This is a genomic window from Ensifer sp. ENS08 (assembly GCF_014852195.1).
GTDB classification, from domain to species: Bacteria; Pseudomonadota; Alphaproteobacteria; order Rhizobiales; family Rhizobiaceae; genus Ensifer; species Ensifer adhaerens.
The window spans coordinates 294,100-310,862 of record NZ_JACVBF010000004.1; the positions used below are offsets into that span (position 1 = coordinate 294,100).

At 63.6% G+C, this 16,763-nt stretch carries 14 protein-coding genes; 2 read left to right on the forward strand and 12 right to left on the reverse strand.

Annotated elements, in window-relative coordinates; all coding sequences use genetic code 11:
• Positions 1–6: 6 nt before the first annotated feature.
• Positions 7–1,344 (forward strand): aspartate aminotransferase family protein, encoded by a 1,338-nt coding sequence (locus IB272_RS13415; RefSeq protein WP_060586584.1) that lies wholly within the window; start codon positions 7–9, stop codon positions 1,342–1,344.
• A 111-nt stretch (positions 1,345–1,455) separates the two neighbouring features.
• On the opposite strand, the gene IB272_RS13420 is transcribed toward IB272_RS13415, so the two are convergent.
• The 9 genes from IB272_RS13420 to IB272_RS13460 form a co-directional block, all read right to left on the reverse strand.
• A complete protein-coding gene (locus IB272_RS13420) occupies positions 1,456–2,721 on the reverse strand; it encodes a glycerate kinase (RefSeq protein WP_060586588.1) in 1,266 nt (421 codons plus the stop codon).
• Positions 2,722–2,729: 8 nt separating this feature from the next.
• Positions 2,730–3,047 carry a Dabb family protein gene (locus IB272_RS13425; protein WP_060586590.1) on the reverse strand — a complete coding sequence of 106 codons (318 nt, stop codon included), beginning with the start codon at positions 3,045–3,047 and terminating at the stop codon, positions 2,730–2,732.
• A gap of 7 nt (positions 3,048–3,054) precedes the next feature.
• Positions 3,055–4,710 carry a GMC family oxidoreductase N-terminal domain-containing protein gene (locus IB272_RS13430; RefSeq protein WP_192444454.1) on the reverse strand — a complete coding sequence of 552 codons (1,656 nt, stop codon included), beginning with the start codon at positions 4,708–4,710 and terminating at the stop codon, positions 3,055–3,057.
• Between the two features lie 104 nt (positions 4,711–4,814).
• A complete protein-coding gene (locus IB272_RS13435; RefSeq protein ID WP_060521495.1) occupies positions 4,815–5,594 on the reverse strand; it encodes a 3-ketoacyl-ACP reductase in 780 nt (259 codons plus the stop codon).
• Positions 5,591–7,090 (reverse strand): GMC family oxidoreductase, encoded by a 1,500-nt coding sequence (locus IB272_RS13440; protein WP_060586593.1) that lies wholly within the window; start codon positions 7,088–7,090, stop codon positions 5,591–5,593. Before IB272_RS13440 ends, IB272_RS13435 begins: the two co-directional genes overlap by 4 nt.
• Before the next feature lie 6 nt (positions 7,091–7,096).
• Positions 7,097–8,212 carry an ABC transporter ATP-binding protein gene (locus IB272_RS13445; RefSeq protein ID WP_060586596.1) on the reverse strand — a complete coding sequence of 372 codons (1,116 nt, stop codon included), beginning with the start codon at positions 8,210–8,212 and terminating at the stop codon, positions 7,097–7,099.
• A 4-nt stretch (positions 8,213–8,216) separates the two neighbouring features.
• A complete protein-coding gene (locus IB272_RS13450) occupies positions 8,217–9,098 on the reverse strand; it encodes a carbohydrate ABC transporter permease (protein WP_034803016.1) in 882 nt (293 codons plus the stop codon).
• Positions 9,098–9,976, reverse strand: coding sequence for a sugar ABC transporter permease (locus IB272_RS13455; RefSeq protein ID WP_060521497.1), 879 nt, complete (start codon positions 9,974–9,976; stop codon positions 9,098–9,100). The genes IB272_RS13450 and IB272_RS13455 overlap by 1 nt, the downstream gene beginning before the upstream one ends.
• Before the next feature lie 175 nt (positions 9,977–10,151).
• The gene (locus tag IB272_RS13460) at positions 10,152–11,396 is read right to left on the reverse strand and encodes an ABC transporter substrate-binding protein (protein ID WP_034803022.1); all 1,245 of its coding nucleotides are present in this window, start codon (positions 11,394–11,396) and stop codon (positions 10,152–10,154) included.
• 302 nt (positions 11,397–11,698) lie between these two features.
• Here IB272_RS13460 and IB272_RS13465 point away from each other — a divergent pair, with 302 nt between their 5' ends.
• The gene (locus IB272_RS13465; RefSeq protein ID WP_034803036.1) at positions 11,699–12,763 is read left to right on the forward strand and encodes a LacI family transcriptional regulator; all 1,065 of its coding nucleotides are present in this window, start codon (positions 11,699–11,701) and stop codon (positions 12,761–12,763) included.
• A gap of 99 nt (positions 12,764–12,862) precedes the next feature.
• Here IB272_RS13465 and IB272_RS13470 read toward each other — a convergent pair whose 3' ends face one another.
• The 3 genes from IB272_RS13470 to IB272_RS13480 are packed head-to-tail and all read right to left on the reverse strand — an operon-like array spanning position 12,863 to position 16,762.
• Entirely contained in the window at positions 12,863–14,371 is a 1,509-nt protein-coding gene (locus IB272_RS13470; protein ID WP_060521498.1) for an aldehyde dehydrogenase family protein, read from the reverse strand.
• The gene (locus tag IB272_RS13475) at positions 14,371–15,150 is read right to left on the reverse strand and encodes an enoyl-CoA hydratase/isomerase family protein (RefSeq protein WP_090295199.1); all 780 of its coding nucleotides are present in this window, start codon (positions 15,148–15,150) and stop codon (positions 14,371–14,373) included. The genes IB272_RS13470 and IB272_RS13475 overlap by 1 nt, the downstream gene beginning before the upstream one ends.
• Complete coding sequence (locus IB272_RS13480) at positions 15,143–16,762, reverse strand: acyl CoA:acetate/3-ketoacid CoA transferase (protein ID WP_192444455.1); 1,620 nt, start codon at positions 16,760–16,762, stop codon at positions 15,143–15,145. The genes IB272_RS13475 and IB272_RS13480 overlap by 8 nt, the downstream gene beginning before the upstream one ends.
• Between the last annotated feature and the right edge of the window lies 1 nt (position 16,763).

The following is a 16,763-nucleotide window of genomic DNA, read 5'->3' on the forward strand; positions in this document are numbered from 1 at the left end:
GATGCCATGAACCAGCACACCAAACCCAACGCCCCCGTTCTCGACAGCTATTGGATGCCGTTTACCGCCAACCGGCAGTTCAAGCAGGCTCCGCGACTGCTCGCGTCCGCCGAAGGGATGCACTACACCAGCACCGATGGCCGCACGATCCTCGACGGTACCGCCGGGCTCTGGTGTGTGAACGCCGGCCACGGCCGCCGCCAGATCGCCTCTGCCGTCGAGCGCCAGCTGTCGACCATGGATTTCGCCCCGTCTTTCCAGATGGGCCATCCGATTGCCTTCGATTTTGCCGAACGTCTCGCCGAGATCGCGCCCGGTCCTGAGGGCCAGAAGCTCGACCGCGTCTTCTTCACCGGTTCGGGTTCTGAATCGGTTGACACGGCCCTGAAGATGGCGATCGCCTATCAGCGCGCGATCGGCCAGGGCACTCGCACGCGCCTGATCGGCCGAGAACGCGGCTATCACGGTGTCGGCTTCGGCGGCATTTCGGTCGGTGGCATCCTCAACAACCGCCGCGTCTTCCCGCAGCTTCCTGGCTCCGACCACCTGCGCCACACGCATGACCCCGCGAAGAACGCCTTCGTCAAGGGCCAGCCGGAACACGGCGCCGAGCTTGCCGACGATCTCGAGCGGCTGGTGGCGCTGCATGGCGCCGAAACCATCGCCGCCTGCATCGTCGAGCCGGTCGCCGGCTCAACCGGCGTGCTGATCCCGCCGAAGGGATATCTTGAGCGTCTGCGCGCCATCTGCGACAAGCACGGCATCCTGTTGATCTTCGACGAAGTCATCACCGGCTTCGGCCGCCTCGGCGCCGCCTTTGCCACCGACTTCTTCGGTGTAACCCCGGATATGGTGACGGCGGCCAAGGGTCTCACCAACGGTGCGATCCCGATGGGCGCGGTCTTTGCCAGCCGCAAGGTGCATGACGCGCTGATGCATGGGCCCGAAAACGCGATCGAGCTCTTCCACGGCTACACCTATTCCGGCCATCCGGCCGCCTGCGCTGCCGGTATCGCCACGCTCGACATCTACCGCGACGAGGGCCTCATGACCCGCGCCGTCGAGCTGCAGGACGCCTGGCACGACGCCATGCACTCGCTGAAGGGCCTGCCTTATGTCATCGACATCCGCACGATCGGCCTGATCGCCGGCATCGAGTTGCAGTCGCGCGACGGCGCAATCGGCGCCCGCGCCTACGACGTCTTCGTCGATTGCTTCGAGAAGGGCCTGCTGATCCGCGTCACCGGCGACATCATAGCCTTCTCGCCGCCGCTGATCGCCGAAGAGAAACATTTTGGCGAGATCGTCTCGATCCTCGGCGATGCGCTGAAGCGCGCCAAGTAAGCCCAAGCGACGCACGACAAGGCAACGCCGCCGCCGAAGATCTCGGCGGCGGCGTCTGCATTTCGATTGCACACCTGAATCCGGCTAACGTCTCTACGCGCGAGGCGCGTCCTAACGAATCAACAGCGCCCGGAAATCGTTGACGTTGGTTCCGGTCGGTCCGGGCACGAAGAGATCGCCGCTCACGTCAAAGGCCGACCAGGCGTCGTGCCGGGTAAGATGTAGACGTGGATCGATGCCAGCCGCCCGCATGCGGGCAATGCTCTGCCCATTTGCAAAGGCACCGGCATTGTCTTCGGAGCCGTCGATGCCGTCCGTATCGGCGGCAAGCGCATCGATCCCCGACACGCCGTCGATATCGAGCGCCAGCGACAACAGGAACTCGCTGTTGCGCCCGCCCTTGCCGTAGTCCTTGCCCGAAATCGTCACCGTCGTCTCACCACCGGAAAGCAGTACGACCGGCTTGCCGAACGGCCGGTCTCTCAGCGCCACTTCGCGGGCAAGCGCTGCATGCATGCGACCGATATCGCGCGCTTCACCCTCGATCGCGTCCGAGAGTATATGCGCCTCGATGCCGAGTTCGCGCGCCTTGGCCGCCGCCGCTTCGAGCGAAACGCTTGCCGAAGCAACGACGTGACACTCATGCGCGGCAAACCGCGGATTGTCCGGATCGGGCGCTGCAGCGGCCTCCGAGCGCAGATGCGTCACCACTTGGTCGGGAAGTTCCATGCGATAGCGGGCAACGATCTCCAGCGCCTCGGCCGCCATGCTGCGATCCGGAACGGTCGGCCCCGAAGCGACGAAGGCCGGGTTGTCGCCGGGTACGTCCGAAACGACCAGACTAACGACACGCGCCGGAAAGGCGGCTGCAGCGAGCCGCCCGCCCTTTATCCGCGACACGTGCTTGCGAACGACGTTCATAGCCGAGATCGGCGCGCCGGAGGCAAGCAGCGCCTTGTTGACGGCGATCTCGTCGGCGAGCGTCAAACCCTCAGGCGGCGCCGGGAGCAGGGCCGAGCCGCCACCGGAAATCAGCGCGATGGCCAGATCGTCCGCCGTCAAACCGGCCACGGCCTTCAGCAAGGCATCCGAGGCAGCAAGCCCCGCCTCATCCGGCACCGGATGAGCCGACTGCAGCACAGTGATCGTCTCACACTGTTCGATCGGTCCATGACGGGCGACGACCGTTCCGGAGAAGGGATGCTTCCAGAGCTTCTCGAAGGCGGCGGCCATCTGGCTTGCCGCCTTGCCCGCGCCGACGACCACCGTCCGCCCTTTCGGCGGGGCGGGCAGATGCGCCTTGATCGCCTCATAAGGATCGGCGGCTCGAACGGCTTCCTCGAAAAGCCGGGTCAGGAAGAGGCGCGCATCGATCATGGCGTCCCTCAGCCGGCGATTTCGAGATCGTAGACGAAGATGCCGGCAATACCGCCCTCGGCCGCAGCAACGATCTTGGCGCCGGTCTTGCGGTGCTCCTCGTCTTCCAGATAGGCATCGCGCGCCGCCGCGTCAGTGAAGTCGACGATGAAGCCTTCGGCAAAGCCCTTGTCCATGCCCACTTCCGGGCTGACATTGGCGCCGATATGGGCGGCAAGGAATCCCTGTAACCTGGCCCTCAGCGCGGCAATCTCCCCGAAGATCACCGCCTTCTCCTCGCTGGAGATTTCGGGGCGGAAGCGAATGAAGACACAATGGCGGATCATGGGGACCTCAACGGATATCGGCGCGGGCGCGCGGGCGGCTGTCGTTGCGTTCGTGGGCGAAGATCGCCGGCGGCAGGGGCTGGCGCTCGCGGATGATGTCGGCGCCCTTCTCCCCCATCATGATCGTCGGCCCGTTGGTGTTGCAAGAGGGAACGCGCGGCATCACCGAGCTGTCGCAGACGCGCAGGCCTTCAAGGCCACGCACCTTGAGATCGAGCCCGACCACCGCCATCGCGTCCGTGCCCATCTTGCAGGTGCCGACGGGGTGATGGTCGGTCTTGGCGTTGGCGCAGCCGTAGTCGAAGAACTGCTCATCGCTGACGACCGAATTGCCCGGCAGGCGCTCCGCCAGCACGAAGGGCTTGAGCGCCGCCTGCTGCATGATCTCGCGGGCGATCTTCAGGCCTTCGATGGACATCCTGCGATCATGCGGATCCTCCCAGTAGTTGGGATCGATCAGCGGCGCTGCCGCCGGATCGGAGGAGGAAAGCCGCACCGTTCCGCGCGAGCGCGGATGCAGATAGGCGGAGTTCAGCGTCACGCCGGCATTCTTCAGCTTTTCGACGCCCGCCTCGATGCCCGAGCCGAGACCGAGATGGAACTGGATATCGGGCGAGCGGGCGTTCGGATCGGCATACCAGAAGCCACCGGTCTCAAACAGCGACGACGCCACCGGGCCCGAGCGGAAGAGTACATATTGCAGGCCGGCCCATAGCGTACGATGGAGTTTTGCGACGCCGTCATAGGTGTGGTCGCCGGTGCATTCGGAAATGACAAAGAGATCGAGGTGATCCTGCAGGTTGCCGCCGACACCCGGTAGGTCATGTTTTACCGCGACACCCACCGATTTCAGGTGATCGGCAGGCCCAATGCCGGACTGCAACAAGAGCTTGGGCGAACCGATGGCGCCGGAGGAAACGAGCACCTCGCGCTCCGCCCGGATGATCTCGCTGCCCTTGCCGGTGACGACTTCGACGCCGACGGCACGTGTACCCTCAAGCACGATCCGCGCCACGCGCGCGCTGGTGCGAACCGTCAGATTGCGGCGATCCTTAATCGGCGAAAGATAGGCAAGCGATGCGCTCGAGCGGCGGCGATTGCGCTGGGTGAGCTGATAGAAGCCGACGCCCGCCTGCTGGCGACCGTTGAAATCATGATTGTAGGGAATGCCGAGTTCCTGACCGGCGCGGATATAGGCGTCGCAGATCGGCAGCGCCGCCGTGGGCATCGAGACACCGAGCGGGCCGCCACAGGCGTGATAGTCGTCGGCAAAGCGCTGGTTGTCTTCTGAGCGCTTGAAATAGGGAAGAACGCTGCGGTAATCCCAGCCGCTGCAGCCGTCTTCGGAGGCCCAGAGGTCGTAGTCGGCGGCGTTGCCGCGGGTATAGAGTTGGGCATTGATCGACGAGCCGCCGCCGATCACCTTGGCCTGGGTATAGCGTAGCACCCTGCCCTTCATGTGCTTCTGCGGCACGGTCTCCCAGCCCCAGCTGGCAACGCCCTTGGTCATCTTGGCAAAACCTGCCGGCATGTGAAACAGCGGATTCCAGTCGCCGCCGCCGGCCTCCAGCAAAAGGACACGGACCGCTGGATCCTCGGAGAGGCGATTGGCGAGAACGCAGCCGGCCGGGCCGGCGCCGGTGATGATGTAGTCGTAGCTCATTCCCTGTCTTCCCTCCGCCGTCACCAATTTGGAACGTTCCAAATTTTCGACGTGTTCAATTCAAATCCTGCCCGCTTGCGAGCCTCAATAATCCTGCGCGTTTCCTAGAGACGGCCGATCGAAAGCCCGCCATCCGCCTGGATGACCGAGCCGGTGGCAAAGCCGAATTTGCCGCCGGCAAGGCCGGCCGCGATATTGCCTATGTCATCGGGCTCGCCCCAGCGCCGCATCGGCACCAACCCGCCGTCAATCAAGCCATCGTATTTCGCCGAGACGCCGGCGGTCATGTCGGAGCGGATGATACCCGGCCGGATCTCGAAAACCGAGATGCCGGTATTGGCAAGCCTGAGCGCCAGCCCCTGGCTGAAGGCGGCAAGGCCGGCCTTGGTCATGCAATAGTCGAGCCGCTCGGGCGACGTCATCGTTGCCGAAACCGAGGTGATGTTGATGATCGACCGCGGTGCTACATCAGCCGGATCCGTCAGCATCGAGACGAGCACGGCCTGGGTGAAGAATACCGTTCCCCGCAGGTTGGTGGCGACGATCGTGTCGAAATTTTCCGGCAGCAGATCGAGGAAATCACCCCGCATTACCGAGGCGATGCCGGCATTGTTGACGAGGCAGCGGATCGGACCGAGCTCGGCGCGAACACGCTCGACAGTCGCCGCATGGCCGCTGATATCGGCAAGGTTCGCTTCGATGTAGATCGCCCGGCCGTGGTCGCCGGAAAGTTCCGACAGCGTCTGGGCGGTCGTCGCGTCCGCCGCACCGAGGCCGGTGAGCGCAATATCGAAGCCCTCGCGGGCGAGCGCACGGGCGACGCCGAGACCGATGCCGCGGCGGCCGCCGGTGACGATGGCGACGGGGCGCGTCGATGACGTCATGATCGAAACTCCCTAGTGGCGATATGGTCGGCGACCCTGAGCGCCTGGGCAGCAACGGTCAGCGCCGGATTGACGGCAGCCGATGTCGGCAGGAAGCTCGCGTCGACGACGAAGAGGTTCGGGTGGTCGTAGGCGCGACAGTAGGTGTCGAGCGGCGCATGGTTCGGGTCTTTGCCCATCCGCACCGTGCCGCACTGGTGTGACGGCGTGCGTTTGTCGAAAGCCTGGGACAGCACGATCGGATAACCGGCTGCCTTGAAATGCGCGCGCATCTTCGCTTCGAGCCCGGACAGCGCCTCCATGTTCGAGCGTCGCCACTGCATGATGATGCCGTTGCCGTCGACCATGATGCGGCTTTCCGGGTTCGGCAGGTCCTCCGTCATCATGTACCAGTCGACCGCATGGCCGGCCATGAAATCGAAGGCAAACCGCGGCGCCCAGAGGGGCGCATTGGCCTTGAGGATGTCACCGTTGATCTTGCCGAGCAGCTGGACGTTGCCGAGCGGCAGGCCATCCCTGCCGCCGGTGAGGTAATAGTCGTTCAGCATCAGCGTCTTCTGGTAGATGCTGTCGTTGCGCTTGAACGGGTTGATTGCCAGCATGGCGCTGCAATTGTGGTTCATGAAGTTGCGGCCGACCTGGTCGGAGGCGTTGGCGAGCCCCTTGCCGTCGCCGGAACGCAAGAGGATGGCGGCCGAATTGATCGCGCCCGCCGACAGGATTACCAGCTTCGGCGACAGCTTCTTCTTCTCGCCCCTGTGGGTGTAGTGGATCGCCTCGATCCGGCCGCCGGGTCCCGCCTCCAACGTGTCGACATGCGCCGAGGTGATCAGCTCGATATTGGGATCCTTCAGTGCGGAAGCGAGCGATGCGGTTTCAGCGTCCATCTTGCCGTTGCCGGTGTTCGGAAACCCGTCCCAGGGCGTGTGCCCGCCGGCAAGCCAGGCGTCGATGTCGACGCCGAGCGGCAGCGTTGCCGGATTGAGCCCCTGCGCCTTCAGCTCTGCACGGGCCCGGGCAATCGCCGGCTCGTCCGGCACCGGGCCGAAAGTGTAAGGCGAGCTGTGGAACGGCTCCGTCGGGTCGTCGCCCAATTCGCCGCGCACCTCGAACAGTTGCTCGGCCTTGCCGTACCAGGGCTCCAGCTCCTCGTAAGGGAAAGGCCACGCCGGCGAAACGCCGCCGAGATGCTGCATCTCGGTGAAATCTTCGGCCCGGTAGCGCAGGAGCACCGCACCGAAGAGCTTGGAATTGCCGCCGACGAAGTAGAAGTTTCCGGGGTTGAACTCGGTTCCGTCGGGTTCGCGCCACATCTCCCTCGGGCGGAAGTGGCCCTTGACGAAGATCGAGCTGTAGCTGCGCGCCTCCGGCGTATCGGGCAGGCGGTCGCCACGCTCGAGGATGGCGATGCGGGCGCCGGAGCCGGCAAGCCCCGCTGCAAGCGTGGAGCCGCCGATCCCCGACCCGATAATGACGATGTCCGGCTGCTCCTGCATCGTTGGTTACGCGATCCGCTGCTGGCTCTGCGGATCGAAGAACACCGCCTTGTCGAGATTGAAGGCAAGGCGCGAGGTCTGCCCGGGCGCGATGCGGGCATCGGCCCTGAGCCGGGCAACGATCTCCTTCCCGCCGAGACGGGTGACCGCAAAGGTATCGGAGCCGGCCGGCTCGACCACCTCGATCAGGCACTCGCCCTCGGCGACCACCTTGGCATTGCGGTCGGCGCCATCAGGATCGGTCAGCGCTTCCGGACGGATGCCGAAGACGACGTCCTTGCCGGCATAGGCAGACAGTACGCCGTTGGCCCGAGGCACCGCAAGCTTCAGCGGCTCGGCATTCGGACGCGTCAGCGTGACCGCAATGTCGGAGCCGCTCTTTTCGATCCGCGCCGTCAGCAGGTTCATCGCCGGCGAGCCCATGAAGTCGGCGACGAACATGTTGGCCGGGTTGTTGTAGATCTCGGCCGGCGTCCCGAACTGCTGCAGCACGCCGTCCTTCAGCACCGCGATCTTGGTCGCCAGCGTCATCGCCTCGATCTGGTCGTGGGTCACGTAGACGATCGTCGTCTTCATGCGGTTGTGCAGCCGCTTGATTTCGGTGCGCATGTCGACGCGTAGCTTTGCGTCGAGGTTGGAGAGCGGCTCGTCGAACAGGAAGACCTGCGGGTTGCGCACCAGCGCCCGGCCCATGGCGACGCGCTGACGCTGACCGCCCGAGAGCTGGCTCGGCTTGCGATCGAGCAGATGGCCGATCTGCAGCATTTCCGAGACCTGCTTGATCGCCTTTTCGCGCTCCTCCTTCGGCACGCCGCGGATTTCCATGCCGAAGGCAATGTTTCCGGCGACCGTCATGTTCGGGTAGAGCGCGTAGGACTGGAACACCATGGCGATGTCGCGCTTCGAGGGATGCAGATCGGCAACCGAGCGGCCGTTGATGGCGATCTCCCCTGAGGTGATCGGCTCAAGCCCGGCGATCGTGTTGAGCAGCGTGGACTTGCCGCAGCCGGAGGGGCCGACCAGCACCAGGAAGCCGCCTTCTTCGATCTCCAGGTTGATATCCTTCAGGATCTCGAGCGAGCCGTAGGATTTGCGCAGGTTGCTGATTTTCAAGAAAGACATGAGCTTATCCTTTCACGGCGCCCGACATCAGCCCGCGAACGAAGTAGCGGCCGGACACGATGTAGACGATGAGCGTTGGCAGGGCGGCGAGGATCGCGCCCGCGAAGTGGACGTTGTATTCCTTGACGCCTGTCGAGGACGAAACGAGGTTGTTCAGCGCGACCGTCATCGGCGTCGAATAGGGGCCTGAGAAGGACGCGCCGAACAGGAAGTCGTTCCAGATGTTGGTGAACTGCCAGATGACCGAGACGACGATGATCGGACCGGAGGACGGCAACAGGATGCGCCAGAAGATCTGGAAGAAGCTGGCGCCGTCGATCTGCGCTGCGCGCACCAGCTCGGTCGGGAACGCTTCGTAGTAGTTGCGGAAATAGAGCGTCGTGAAGCCGATGCCGTAGATCACATGGACGAAGATTAGGCCCCAGATCGAACCGGCTATCCCAAGGATGCCGAGGATGCGTGCCATCGGGATCAGCACGATCTGGAACGGGATGAAGCACGAGAGCAGCAGCATGCCGAAGAAGATGTTGGCACCGGGAAAGCGCCACTTCGTCAGCACGTAGCCATTGAGTGCGCCGATGATCGTCGAGATTGCTACGGCCGGCACGACCATCAGGATCGAGTTGATGAAGAAGGGTTTCAGGCCGGTCGGCTGCACGCCGATCTGCGCCGTCGACCAGGCCTGAAGCCACGGCTCGACCGTAAAGGTCTGCGGCAGGTTGAGCATGCCGCCCTGGCGGATCTCGTCGAGCGGCTTCACCGAGTTCACCAGCATCACGTAGAGCGGCAACAGCGAATAGAGCGCAAAGAGGATCAGCGCGGTGTAGATCAACGCGCGGGTGAGGCGGTTGTGCGAAATGATGTTGTCTGGGCTCGGAGCGCTCATCAGCGTCGTGCTCCCCGGATTTCGGAATAGAGATAGGGAACGATGATCGAGAAGATCATCACCAGCATGATGATCGCCGAGGACGCGCCGATGCCCATCTGGTTGCGGGTGAAGGTGTAGGAATACATGAAAGTCGCCGGCAGCTCGGTCGCCTGGCCGGGGCCGCCGCCGGTGAGCGCGATGATCAGGTCGTAGGCCTTGATCGCCAGATGCGCGAGCACGACGAAAGCCGAGAGGAATACCGGCCGCATCAGGGGAATGATGATCCGGCGATAGATCGTCGAGGTCTTGGCGCCGTCGATCTGCGCTGCTTTGATGATCTCGTTGTCGACGCCGCGAAGGCCCGCAAGGAACATCGCCATGATGAAGCCGGTCGACTGCCACACCGCGGCAATGACGACGCAGTAGATCGCGTAGTTGCGGTCCTTGATCCAGTTGAACGAGAAGCTCTCCCAGCCCCAGAGGTGCATGGTGTTCTCAAGGCCGATGCCGGGATCGAGGAACCACTTCCAGGCCGTTCCGGTCACGATGAACGAGAGTGCCATCGGGTAGAGGTAGATCGGCCGCAGGAAGCCTTCGGCCCGGATCTTCTGGTCGAGCAGGATTGCCAGCCCAAGGCCGAGCACGGAGCAGATGGCGATATAGAGCGCGGCGAAGATCGCCAGGTTGCTCACCGCCCGCCACCAGTGCGGCAGCGCCCACAGCTTCGAATAATTGCTTAACCCGACGAAATTGTAGGACGGCAGCATCTTGCTGTCCGTCATCGACAGAAAGCCGGTATAAGCAATAAAGCCATAGACAAAGATCAGGACGATGAGGAAGCTCGGGGCAAGCACCAGCTTCGGTATCAGGTCCTGCAGGCGACTGCGGCTATCCATGAACGTTCACCACTTCTGGCGCGGCCGTCGGGAAATCCCTGATATCGGCATCCGCGCGAGGTTCTGGGTATCAAAGCGCCCCTCCCCGCGTCCTGTTGGCCACGGCGGTTCGACGGCGCCTGCATGTCGGAATAGGGTGTCCGGGGCGCCTAGAGTGCGCCCCGGAGCGAGCCCGTTACTTCGCGGCCTCGACGGCCGAGACCAGTTCCTTGACGGCCTCTTCGGACGTCAGTTCGCCGTTGAACTCGCGCGTCACGACGTCGTAGATCGCGTTCTTGACGGCAGCCGGGTTGGCATGGCCATGGGCCATGGAGCCGAAGAGCTTGCCGTTGGTGTTGGCTTCTGCCAGGTCCTTGATGCCCTTCTTGCCGCAGGCGTCGAAGTCCGTGTCCGGAACGTCGGTGCGGGCCGGGACCGAGCCCTTGACCACGTTGAAGGCCGACTGGAAGGTCGGGCTTTCGATCGCCGAAGCCATGGCGAGCTGGGCCGGAACCTTGTCGTCGGCAACCTTGAACATCGCGAACTGGTCGGAGTTGAAGGTCACGGACCCTTGCGTACCCGGGAAACGCATGCAGACGAAATCGGTGCCCGGCACCTTCTTGGCCTTCAGGAATTCGCCCTTGGCCCAGTCGCCCATGAACTGCAGGCCGGCCTTGTTCTCGATGACCATGGCGGAAGCGAGGTTCCAGTCACGGCCCGAGAAGTTGTCGTCGACATAGGAGCGGAGCTTCGTCATGCGGTCGAAGGCTTCCTTCATCTTGTCACCGCCGAGCGCTGCCGGGTCGAGATCGATGAAAGCCTGCTTGTAGAAGTCGGTGCCGAGCGAAAGCACGACGGCGTCGAAGATCGTCGCATCCTGCCAGGGCTGGCCGCCATGGGCGATCGGGGTGATCCCCTGGGCCTTGAAGTTGTCGAGCAGGGCAACCAGTTCGTCCCAGTTGGTCGGCTCCTTGCCGCCAGCCTTGTCGAGGGCGGCCTTGTTGATCCAGACCCAGTTGGTCGAATGCACGTTGACCGGCGCTGCGATCCAGTGGCCGTCATACTTCGAGAATTGCTGCAGGGCGGTCGGGATCACCTTGTCCCAGCCTTCCTTGGAAGCGGTCTCGTCGAGGTTGCCGAGTGCGCCTTCCTTGGCCCAGTCGAGAATGTCGAAGCCGAGCATCTGCACGGCGGTCGGAGCGTTGCCCGCGGTGACGCGAGCGCGCAGAACCGTCATCGCTTCCGTACCGCCACCGCCGGCAACCGGCATGTCGGTCCAAGTGATGCCCTTGCTTTCCAGGTCCTTCTTCAGAACGTCGAGTGCGGCGGCTTCGCCACCGGATGTCCACCAGTGCAGAACTTCCACATTTTCGGCTGCGCGCGCGGCGGTGGCCGCCATCATCAGCGCCACAACGGCCGTCGTCGTCATCAACTTGCGCATCGTTTTCCTCCCGTTTGCAAGTTAACGAGGCGGAACCTCCTCCACCCCGGAATTCGCGCCGCTTCAGCCAGCGGCTGGCCATTTAAAACGTTATAAATTCAGCAAGTCAAGCATTCCGCCATTTTGTATTTTAGCACCTTCGGAACCGTTTGAATTTACTGAATTATATAGCTCACATTAGCTATTGCAGTGCAGCACGCCGTGCCGCGATGCGAGATTTAAAACGTTTTCATGATTCGATTGCCTAAGCCCTCGCACCACGATACAAACACCGCTCCCGCCCGCGTTCAGAAAGACTAGCATTGGCCGATCCCTCCAAGCCCGCCCACGCCGAAGACATTGGTTCTGCCGTCAAGCGCGGCAAGCCGACCCTTCGCACGATCGCGGAAATCACCGGCCTTGCGGTCACCACCGTTTCGCGTGCCCTTTCCGATGCGCCGCAGATCTCGCTCGATACCCGCAAGCGAGTGCGCGAGGTCGCAGACGAGATCGGCTATTCGCCCGACCGCGCCGCCCAGCGCCTGAAGACCGGCCGCACCAATGTCATCGGCGTGCTGCTCGACCCGCACGAGGAAATCCTCGGCTACGGCACCTCGATCATGAGCGGCATCGCCAAGGCACTTCAGGGCACGGCCTACCACCTGATCGTCATGCCGAACTTCCTGAACTCGACCAATGTCGAGGCGGTCAACTACATCACCCGCAACGCGATGGCCGATGGCCTGATCTTCTCGCGCACGGAACCGCTCGATCCCCGGGTCCGATTGCTGTCCGATCTCGGCTTTCCCTTCGTCACCCATGGGCGCACGGAGCTTTCCACCCCGCATCCCTATGTCGACTACGACAACTTCACCTTTTCCTACCAGGCGACGAAGCGCCTGATCGCCAAGGGCAGGCGCAAGCCGGCCCTGATCAGTGGCCCCGCCGATTTCACCTTTGCCGGCCATCTTCAGCACGGCTTCATGACCGCCGTGCGCGAGGCGGGCTGCGCCTACGAAATCCTCTCGGGCATCGATCTCGACAGCCCGGCAGGCGCCATCCGCGACCGCGTGCGCCAGCGCTACGCCGAGCCCGATCCACCGGACAGTTTCATGTGCGGCGGCGAAGTCTGCGCGCTCGCAACCATCACCGGCATGAGCGATTGCGGGCTGACGCTCGGACGCGAATACGACATCGTCGCCAAGCAGACCTCGCATCTCCTGAGCGCCATCCAGCCGCAGGTCGAGACGATCTACGAGGACCTGACGGCGACCGGCGAGGACATGGGCCGGGTGCTCCTGCAGAAGATCGGCGGCGAAAGCGACGTCAGCAAGCTGCAGCTGCTGCTCTGTCCGCAGATCCCATCGAGCTTCGGCGCGGCCGGCTGAGCGGGCGAACACGGCACGCAAGGCGGTGTCACGTGACGCTGCCTCCTGCCCCAATGTTCTCCCCATCGTCCGCATGTCCTCTCCTCCCCTGTTTCAGCCTTAGCGCGGCATCCACCAGCCGGTACGCGGCCCCATATGCATGTTGAGCGTCTTGGTCTCGGTGTAATCCTCGACCGAATGCCGGCCGAGTTCGCGGCCGAGGCCGGACTGGCGGTAGCCGCCGAAGGGCAGTTCCGACGCACCATCCATGAAGGTGTTCATCCAGATGGTGCCGGCGCGCACGCGGCGGCCGATCGTCAGGCAGGTGTCGAAGTCGCGGCTCCACACCCCGGCCGAAAGACCATAGTCGATCGCATTGGCGATGCCGATCGCCTCTTCCGTCGTCTCGAAGGTCAGCACCGAGAGAACCGGGCCGAACACTTCTTCGCGCGCCACCGCCATGTCCGGGCGCACGGAAGAAAGGATCGTCGGCGCCATGAACTGGCCCATGCCGAGATCGAGCGCGGTGCCGCCATGGGCAACCGCAGCGCCATCCTTGGAAGCAGCAGAAACATAGCTGGCGATCTTTTCCAGATGCTGCGGCGTGATGATTGCGCCGACCTGGGTTTCCGGATTGAGCGGATCGCCGACCTTCACCTTGGCCGAGAGCTCGGCGATGCGGCGCGTCACCTCGTCGGCGATGTCACGGTGCAGGATCAATCGCGAGCCGGCATTGCAGCATTCGCCGGCATTGAAATAGGCGCCGAAGACGGCGGCATCGATGAATTCGTCGAGATTGGCGTCGGGGAAAACGATCTGCGGGTTCTTGCCGCCGAGTTCCAGCGAGACCTTCTTCAGCGTCTGGGCAGCATTGGCCATGGTCAGGCGGCCGACGCCGGTCGAGCCGGTGAAGGACACCATGTCGACATCCGGATGCGTCGTCATTGGCGCGCCGACCTCCGGCCCCGTGCCGGTGATGATGTTGACCACGCCGGCGGGAACGCCGGCGGCTTCGAGGATTTCACCGAGCAGCAGCGTCGAGGCCGAGGTCAGCTCGGACGGCTTGACGACAGTGGTGCAGCCAGCGGCCAGCGCAAAGGGCAGCTTCTGGCTGACGATCAGGAACGGGAAATTCCAGGGCGTGATGATCGAGACGACACCGATCGCCTCGCGCAGCACGACGCCAAGTGTACCGTCACCGAGCGTGTTGTAGCTTTCGCCATGCAGATCGCGGGCGAGAGCCGCGGCGTAGCGCCAGATATCGGCGGCACCGCCGAGTTCGCCCTTGGCTTGGCTGATCGGCTTGCCGGATTCGATCGCATCGAGATAGGCAAGCTCATCGGCGCGCTCGGCAATGATATCGGCTGCGCGCAAAAGCACCAGCGAACGCTGCGAAGCGGTCATGCGCGGCCAGGTGCCCTCGTCGAAGGCACGGCGTGCGGCAGCAATCGCTTTTTCGGCGTCGGCCTTGGTGCCCGCCTGATAGCGGCTGACGACGACGCCGTGGCCCGGCGCCACGCGCTCGATCGTACGGCCCTCGGCGCTGTCCACCCATTTGCCGTCGATCAGCATCTGGAAGGCGCGAACCTTTTGGCCGTCGATCGGCTTGGGTTTCACGAGCACGGTCATTACCATTCTCCCTTGAATTGGGCTTCACGCTTTTCGGAGAAGGCAACGACACCTTCCTTGAGGTCGCCGGTCTTGGCGACAAGGATCGAGCCGAGCGCTTCGACTGCGGATCCGTTGTCTTCGCCATTCGCCGAAGCGAGCATCAGTTTCGAAATCTCGAGCGCCGCAGGCCCGCGCTTGGCGACACGCGCCGCATAATCGCGGGCAGCTGAAAGCACCGTGCCGGTCTCGACGACGGCATCGACCAGACCTTCGCGCAGAGCAGCCTCGGCGGTGAACATCTCGCCGCCCAGCACCATGCGCCTGACGATCTGGGCGCCAAAGCGAGAGACGAGGCGCTGCGTGCCCGACCAGCCGGGAACCATGCCGAGGCTCGTTTCCGGCAGCCCGATCTTGATCTGCGCTTCGGCCAGCCGGATATCGGCGGCCGCCGCCAGTTCCAGCCCACCGCCAAGCGCATGGCCGTTAAGAGCGGCGATGACGGGCATGCGCAGCGTCGCCAGCCGCTCGAACACGCGGTGGCCGAACCGTACCCAGTCATGCCCGAAGGCAGGCGCATCCATACCGCCCCAGGCCTTGATGTCACCGCCGGCCGAAAATGCCTTGCCCTCGCCGGTGAGGATGACGACACGCACATTGCGGTCGGCTTCAATCTCGTCGCAAGCCGATGCCAACGCCTTCAGCATGTCGATATCGAAGGCATTGAGCTTGTCCGGACGGGCAACCGTCATGGTCGCGATCGGTCCATCAACCTCGATGCGGATACGGCCTTCAGCCACGGTCGCCTCCCTGAAGCCGGCGCGCCGGCTTCTTCGGCAGTTCAAGACCAAGCAATGCATCCTGGAACAGACCCGCATCCATGGTCTTCAGTCTGTCGGAAACGATCAGTGGGAATTCCGACTGGTCGAGAATATGCGCCTGCAGGTCGACGCCCGGCGCGATCTCGGTCAGCATCACGCCCTCGGGCGTCAGCTTCATCACGCAGCGCTCGGTGATATAGGTGATGTCCTGGCCCTGCTCGATGCCGCGACGGCCTGAGAAGGTGACGTGTTCGACCTCGTTGACCAGCTTCTTCAGCTTGCCTTCCTTTTCGATCACCAGTTTGCCGTCGGCGACCGCGAGCTTGGCGCCGGCATTGAACATGCCGGAGAAGACGATCTTCTTCGCCCGTGCCGTTATGTCGACGAAACCGCCGGCGCCGGCCGTCACATGTGGGCGGAAAGAGAGTTTCGACACGTTGACCGAGCCGTTGCGATCGATCTCAAGGAAGGAGAGCAGCGAGGCATCGAAGCCGGCGCCCTGGAAATAAGTGAACTGATAGGGCGAGGGCATGAAGGCATCGGCATTGGACGCGCAGCCGAAGGCGAAGTCGAGCAGCGGCACACCGCCGACAGCGCCCTGCTCGATCACCCAGGTGACCGCACCGTGCAGCCCCTCTTCGAGCAGGATGCGCGGCACATTGGCCGAAATGCCGAAGCCGAGATTGACGGCGCTGCCGGCTTCAAGCTCCTGCGCCACGCGGCGGGCAATGACCTTCTGGATATTGAATTCCGGCACCCGGAAACTGTCGAGCGGCCGGAAGATCTCGCCGGAAATCGCCGGATCGTAGAGCGTCTGGGTCGTCTGCTTCTGGTCGGGATCGACGATGACATAATCCACCAGCACGCCCGGCACGCGCACGTCGTGGGGTTTCAGTGAGCCTTCCTTGGTGATGCGCTTGACCTGGGCAATGACGATGCCGCCATTGTTGCGGGCAGCGAGCGCCTGGTCGAGACCACCGAGATAGGCGCCCTCGTGCTCATAGGTGAGATTGCCGCGCTCGTCCGCCGTCGTCGCGCGGATGATCGCCACTTCCGGCGCGATCGCCTTGAAATAGAGCCAGTCCTCGCCTTCGAACGAGACCTTCTTAACCATGGGCTCAGCCGCGGCCGAAGCATTCATGGCGCAGCCTTCGCGCGACGGATCGACGAAGGTGTCGAGGCCGACCTTGGTCATCACGCCCGGGCGCTTGGCCGCGGCCTCGCGGTGCATGTCGAACAGGATGCCGGAGGGCACGTTGTAGGCCGCCACCTCGTCAGCGCCGATCATCTGCCAGATCAACGGCGGTTCCGCACTCGACGGACCCGAGGGATAGGAGCCGCCGATGATCTTCTTCAGCAGACCCTTCTTGGCGATATAGTCGACGCCCTTGATGCCGCTCATGTCGCCGGCGGCAATCGGATGCAGCGTCGTCAAGTCGCGTGGGTGGCCGGTCGTCTCGAACCGCTCGCCGATCGCCTTGAGCATCAGATCCGGGCAGCCGAGGCCGCTGGACGAGGAGACCGAAACCACCGCGCCATCCGGGATCAGGGCAGCCGCTTCGGCCGGCGAGATGTGCTTGTTCATCGACATG

Coding starts and splice junctions, on each gene's coding strand:
- IB272_RS13415 (WP_060586584.1), top strand. CDS start 7: ATGAACCAGCACACCAAACCCAACGCCCCCGTTCTCGACAGCTATTGG.
- IB272_RS13420 (WP_060586588.1), bottom strand. CDS start 2,721: ATGATCGATGCGCGCCTCTTCCTGACCCGGCTTTTCGAGGAAGCCGTT.
- IB272_RS13425 (WP_060586590.1), bottom strand. CDS start 3,047: ATGATCCGCCATTGTGTCTTCATTCGCTTCCGCCCCGAAATCTCCAGC.
- IB272_RS13430 (WP_192444454.1), bottom strand. CDS start 4,710: ATGAGCTACGACTACATCATCACCGGCGCCGGCCCGGCCGGCTGCGTT.
- IB272_RS13435 (WP_060521495.1), bottom strand. CDS start 5,594: ATGACGTCATCGACGCGCCCCGTCGCCATCGTCACCGGCGGCCGCCGC.
- IB272_RS13440 (WP_060586593.1), bottom strand. CDS start 7,090: ATGCAGGAGCAGCCGGACATCGTCATTATCGGGTCGGGGATCGGCGGC.
- IB272_RS13445 (WP_060586596.1), bottom strand. CDS start 8,212: ATGTCTTTCTTGAAAATCAGCAACCTGCGCAAATCCTACGGCTCGCTC.
- IB272_RS13450 (WP_034803016.1), bottom strand. CDS start 9,098: ATGAGCGCTCCGAGCCCAGACAACATCATTTCGCACAACCGCCTCACC.
- IB272_RS13455 (WP_060521497.1), bottom strand. CDS start 9,976: ATGGATAGCCGCAGTCGCCTGCAGGACCTGATACCGAAGCTGGTGCTT.
- IB272_RS13460 (WP_034803022.1), bottom strand. CDS start 11,396: ATGCGCAAGTTGATGACGACGACGGCCGTTGTGGCGCTGATGATGGCG.
- IB272_RS13470 (WP_060521498.1), bottom strand. CDS start 14,371: ATGACCGTGCTCGTGAAACCCAAGCCGATCGACGGCCAAAAGGTTCGC.
- IB272_RS13480 (WP_192444455.1), bottom strand. CDS start 16,762: ATGTCGATGAACAAGCACATCTCGCCGGCCGAAGCGGCTGCCCTGATC.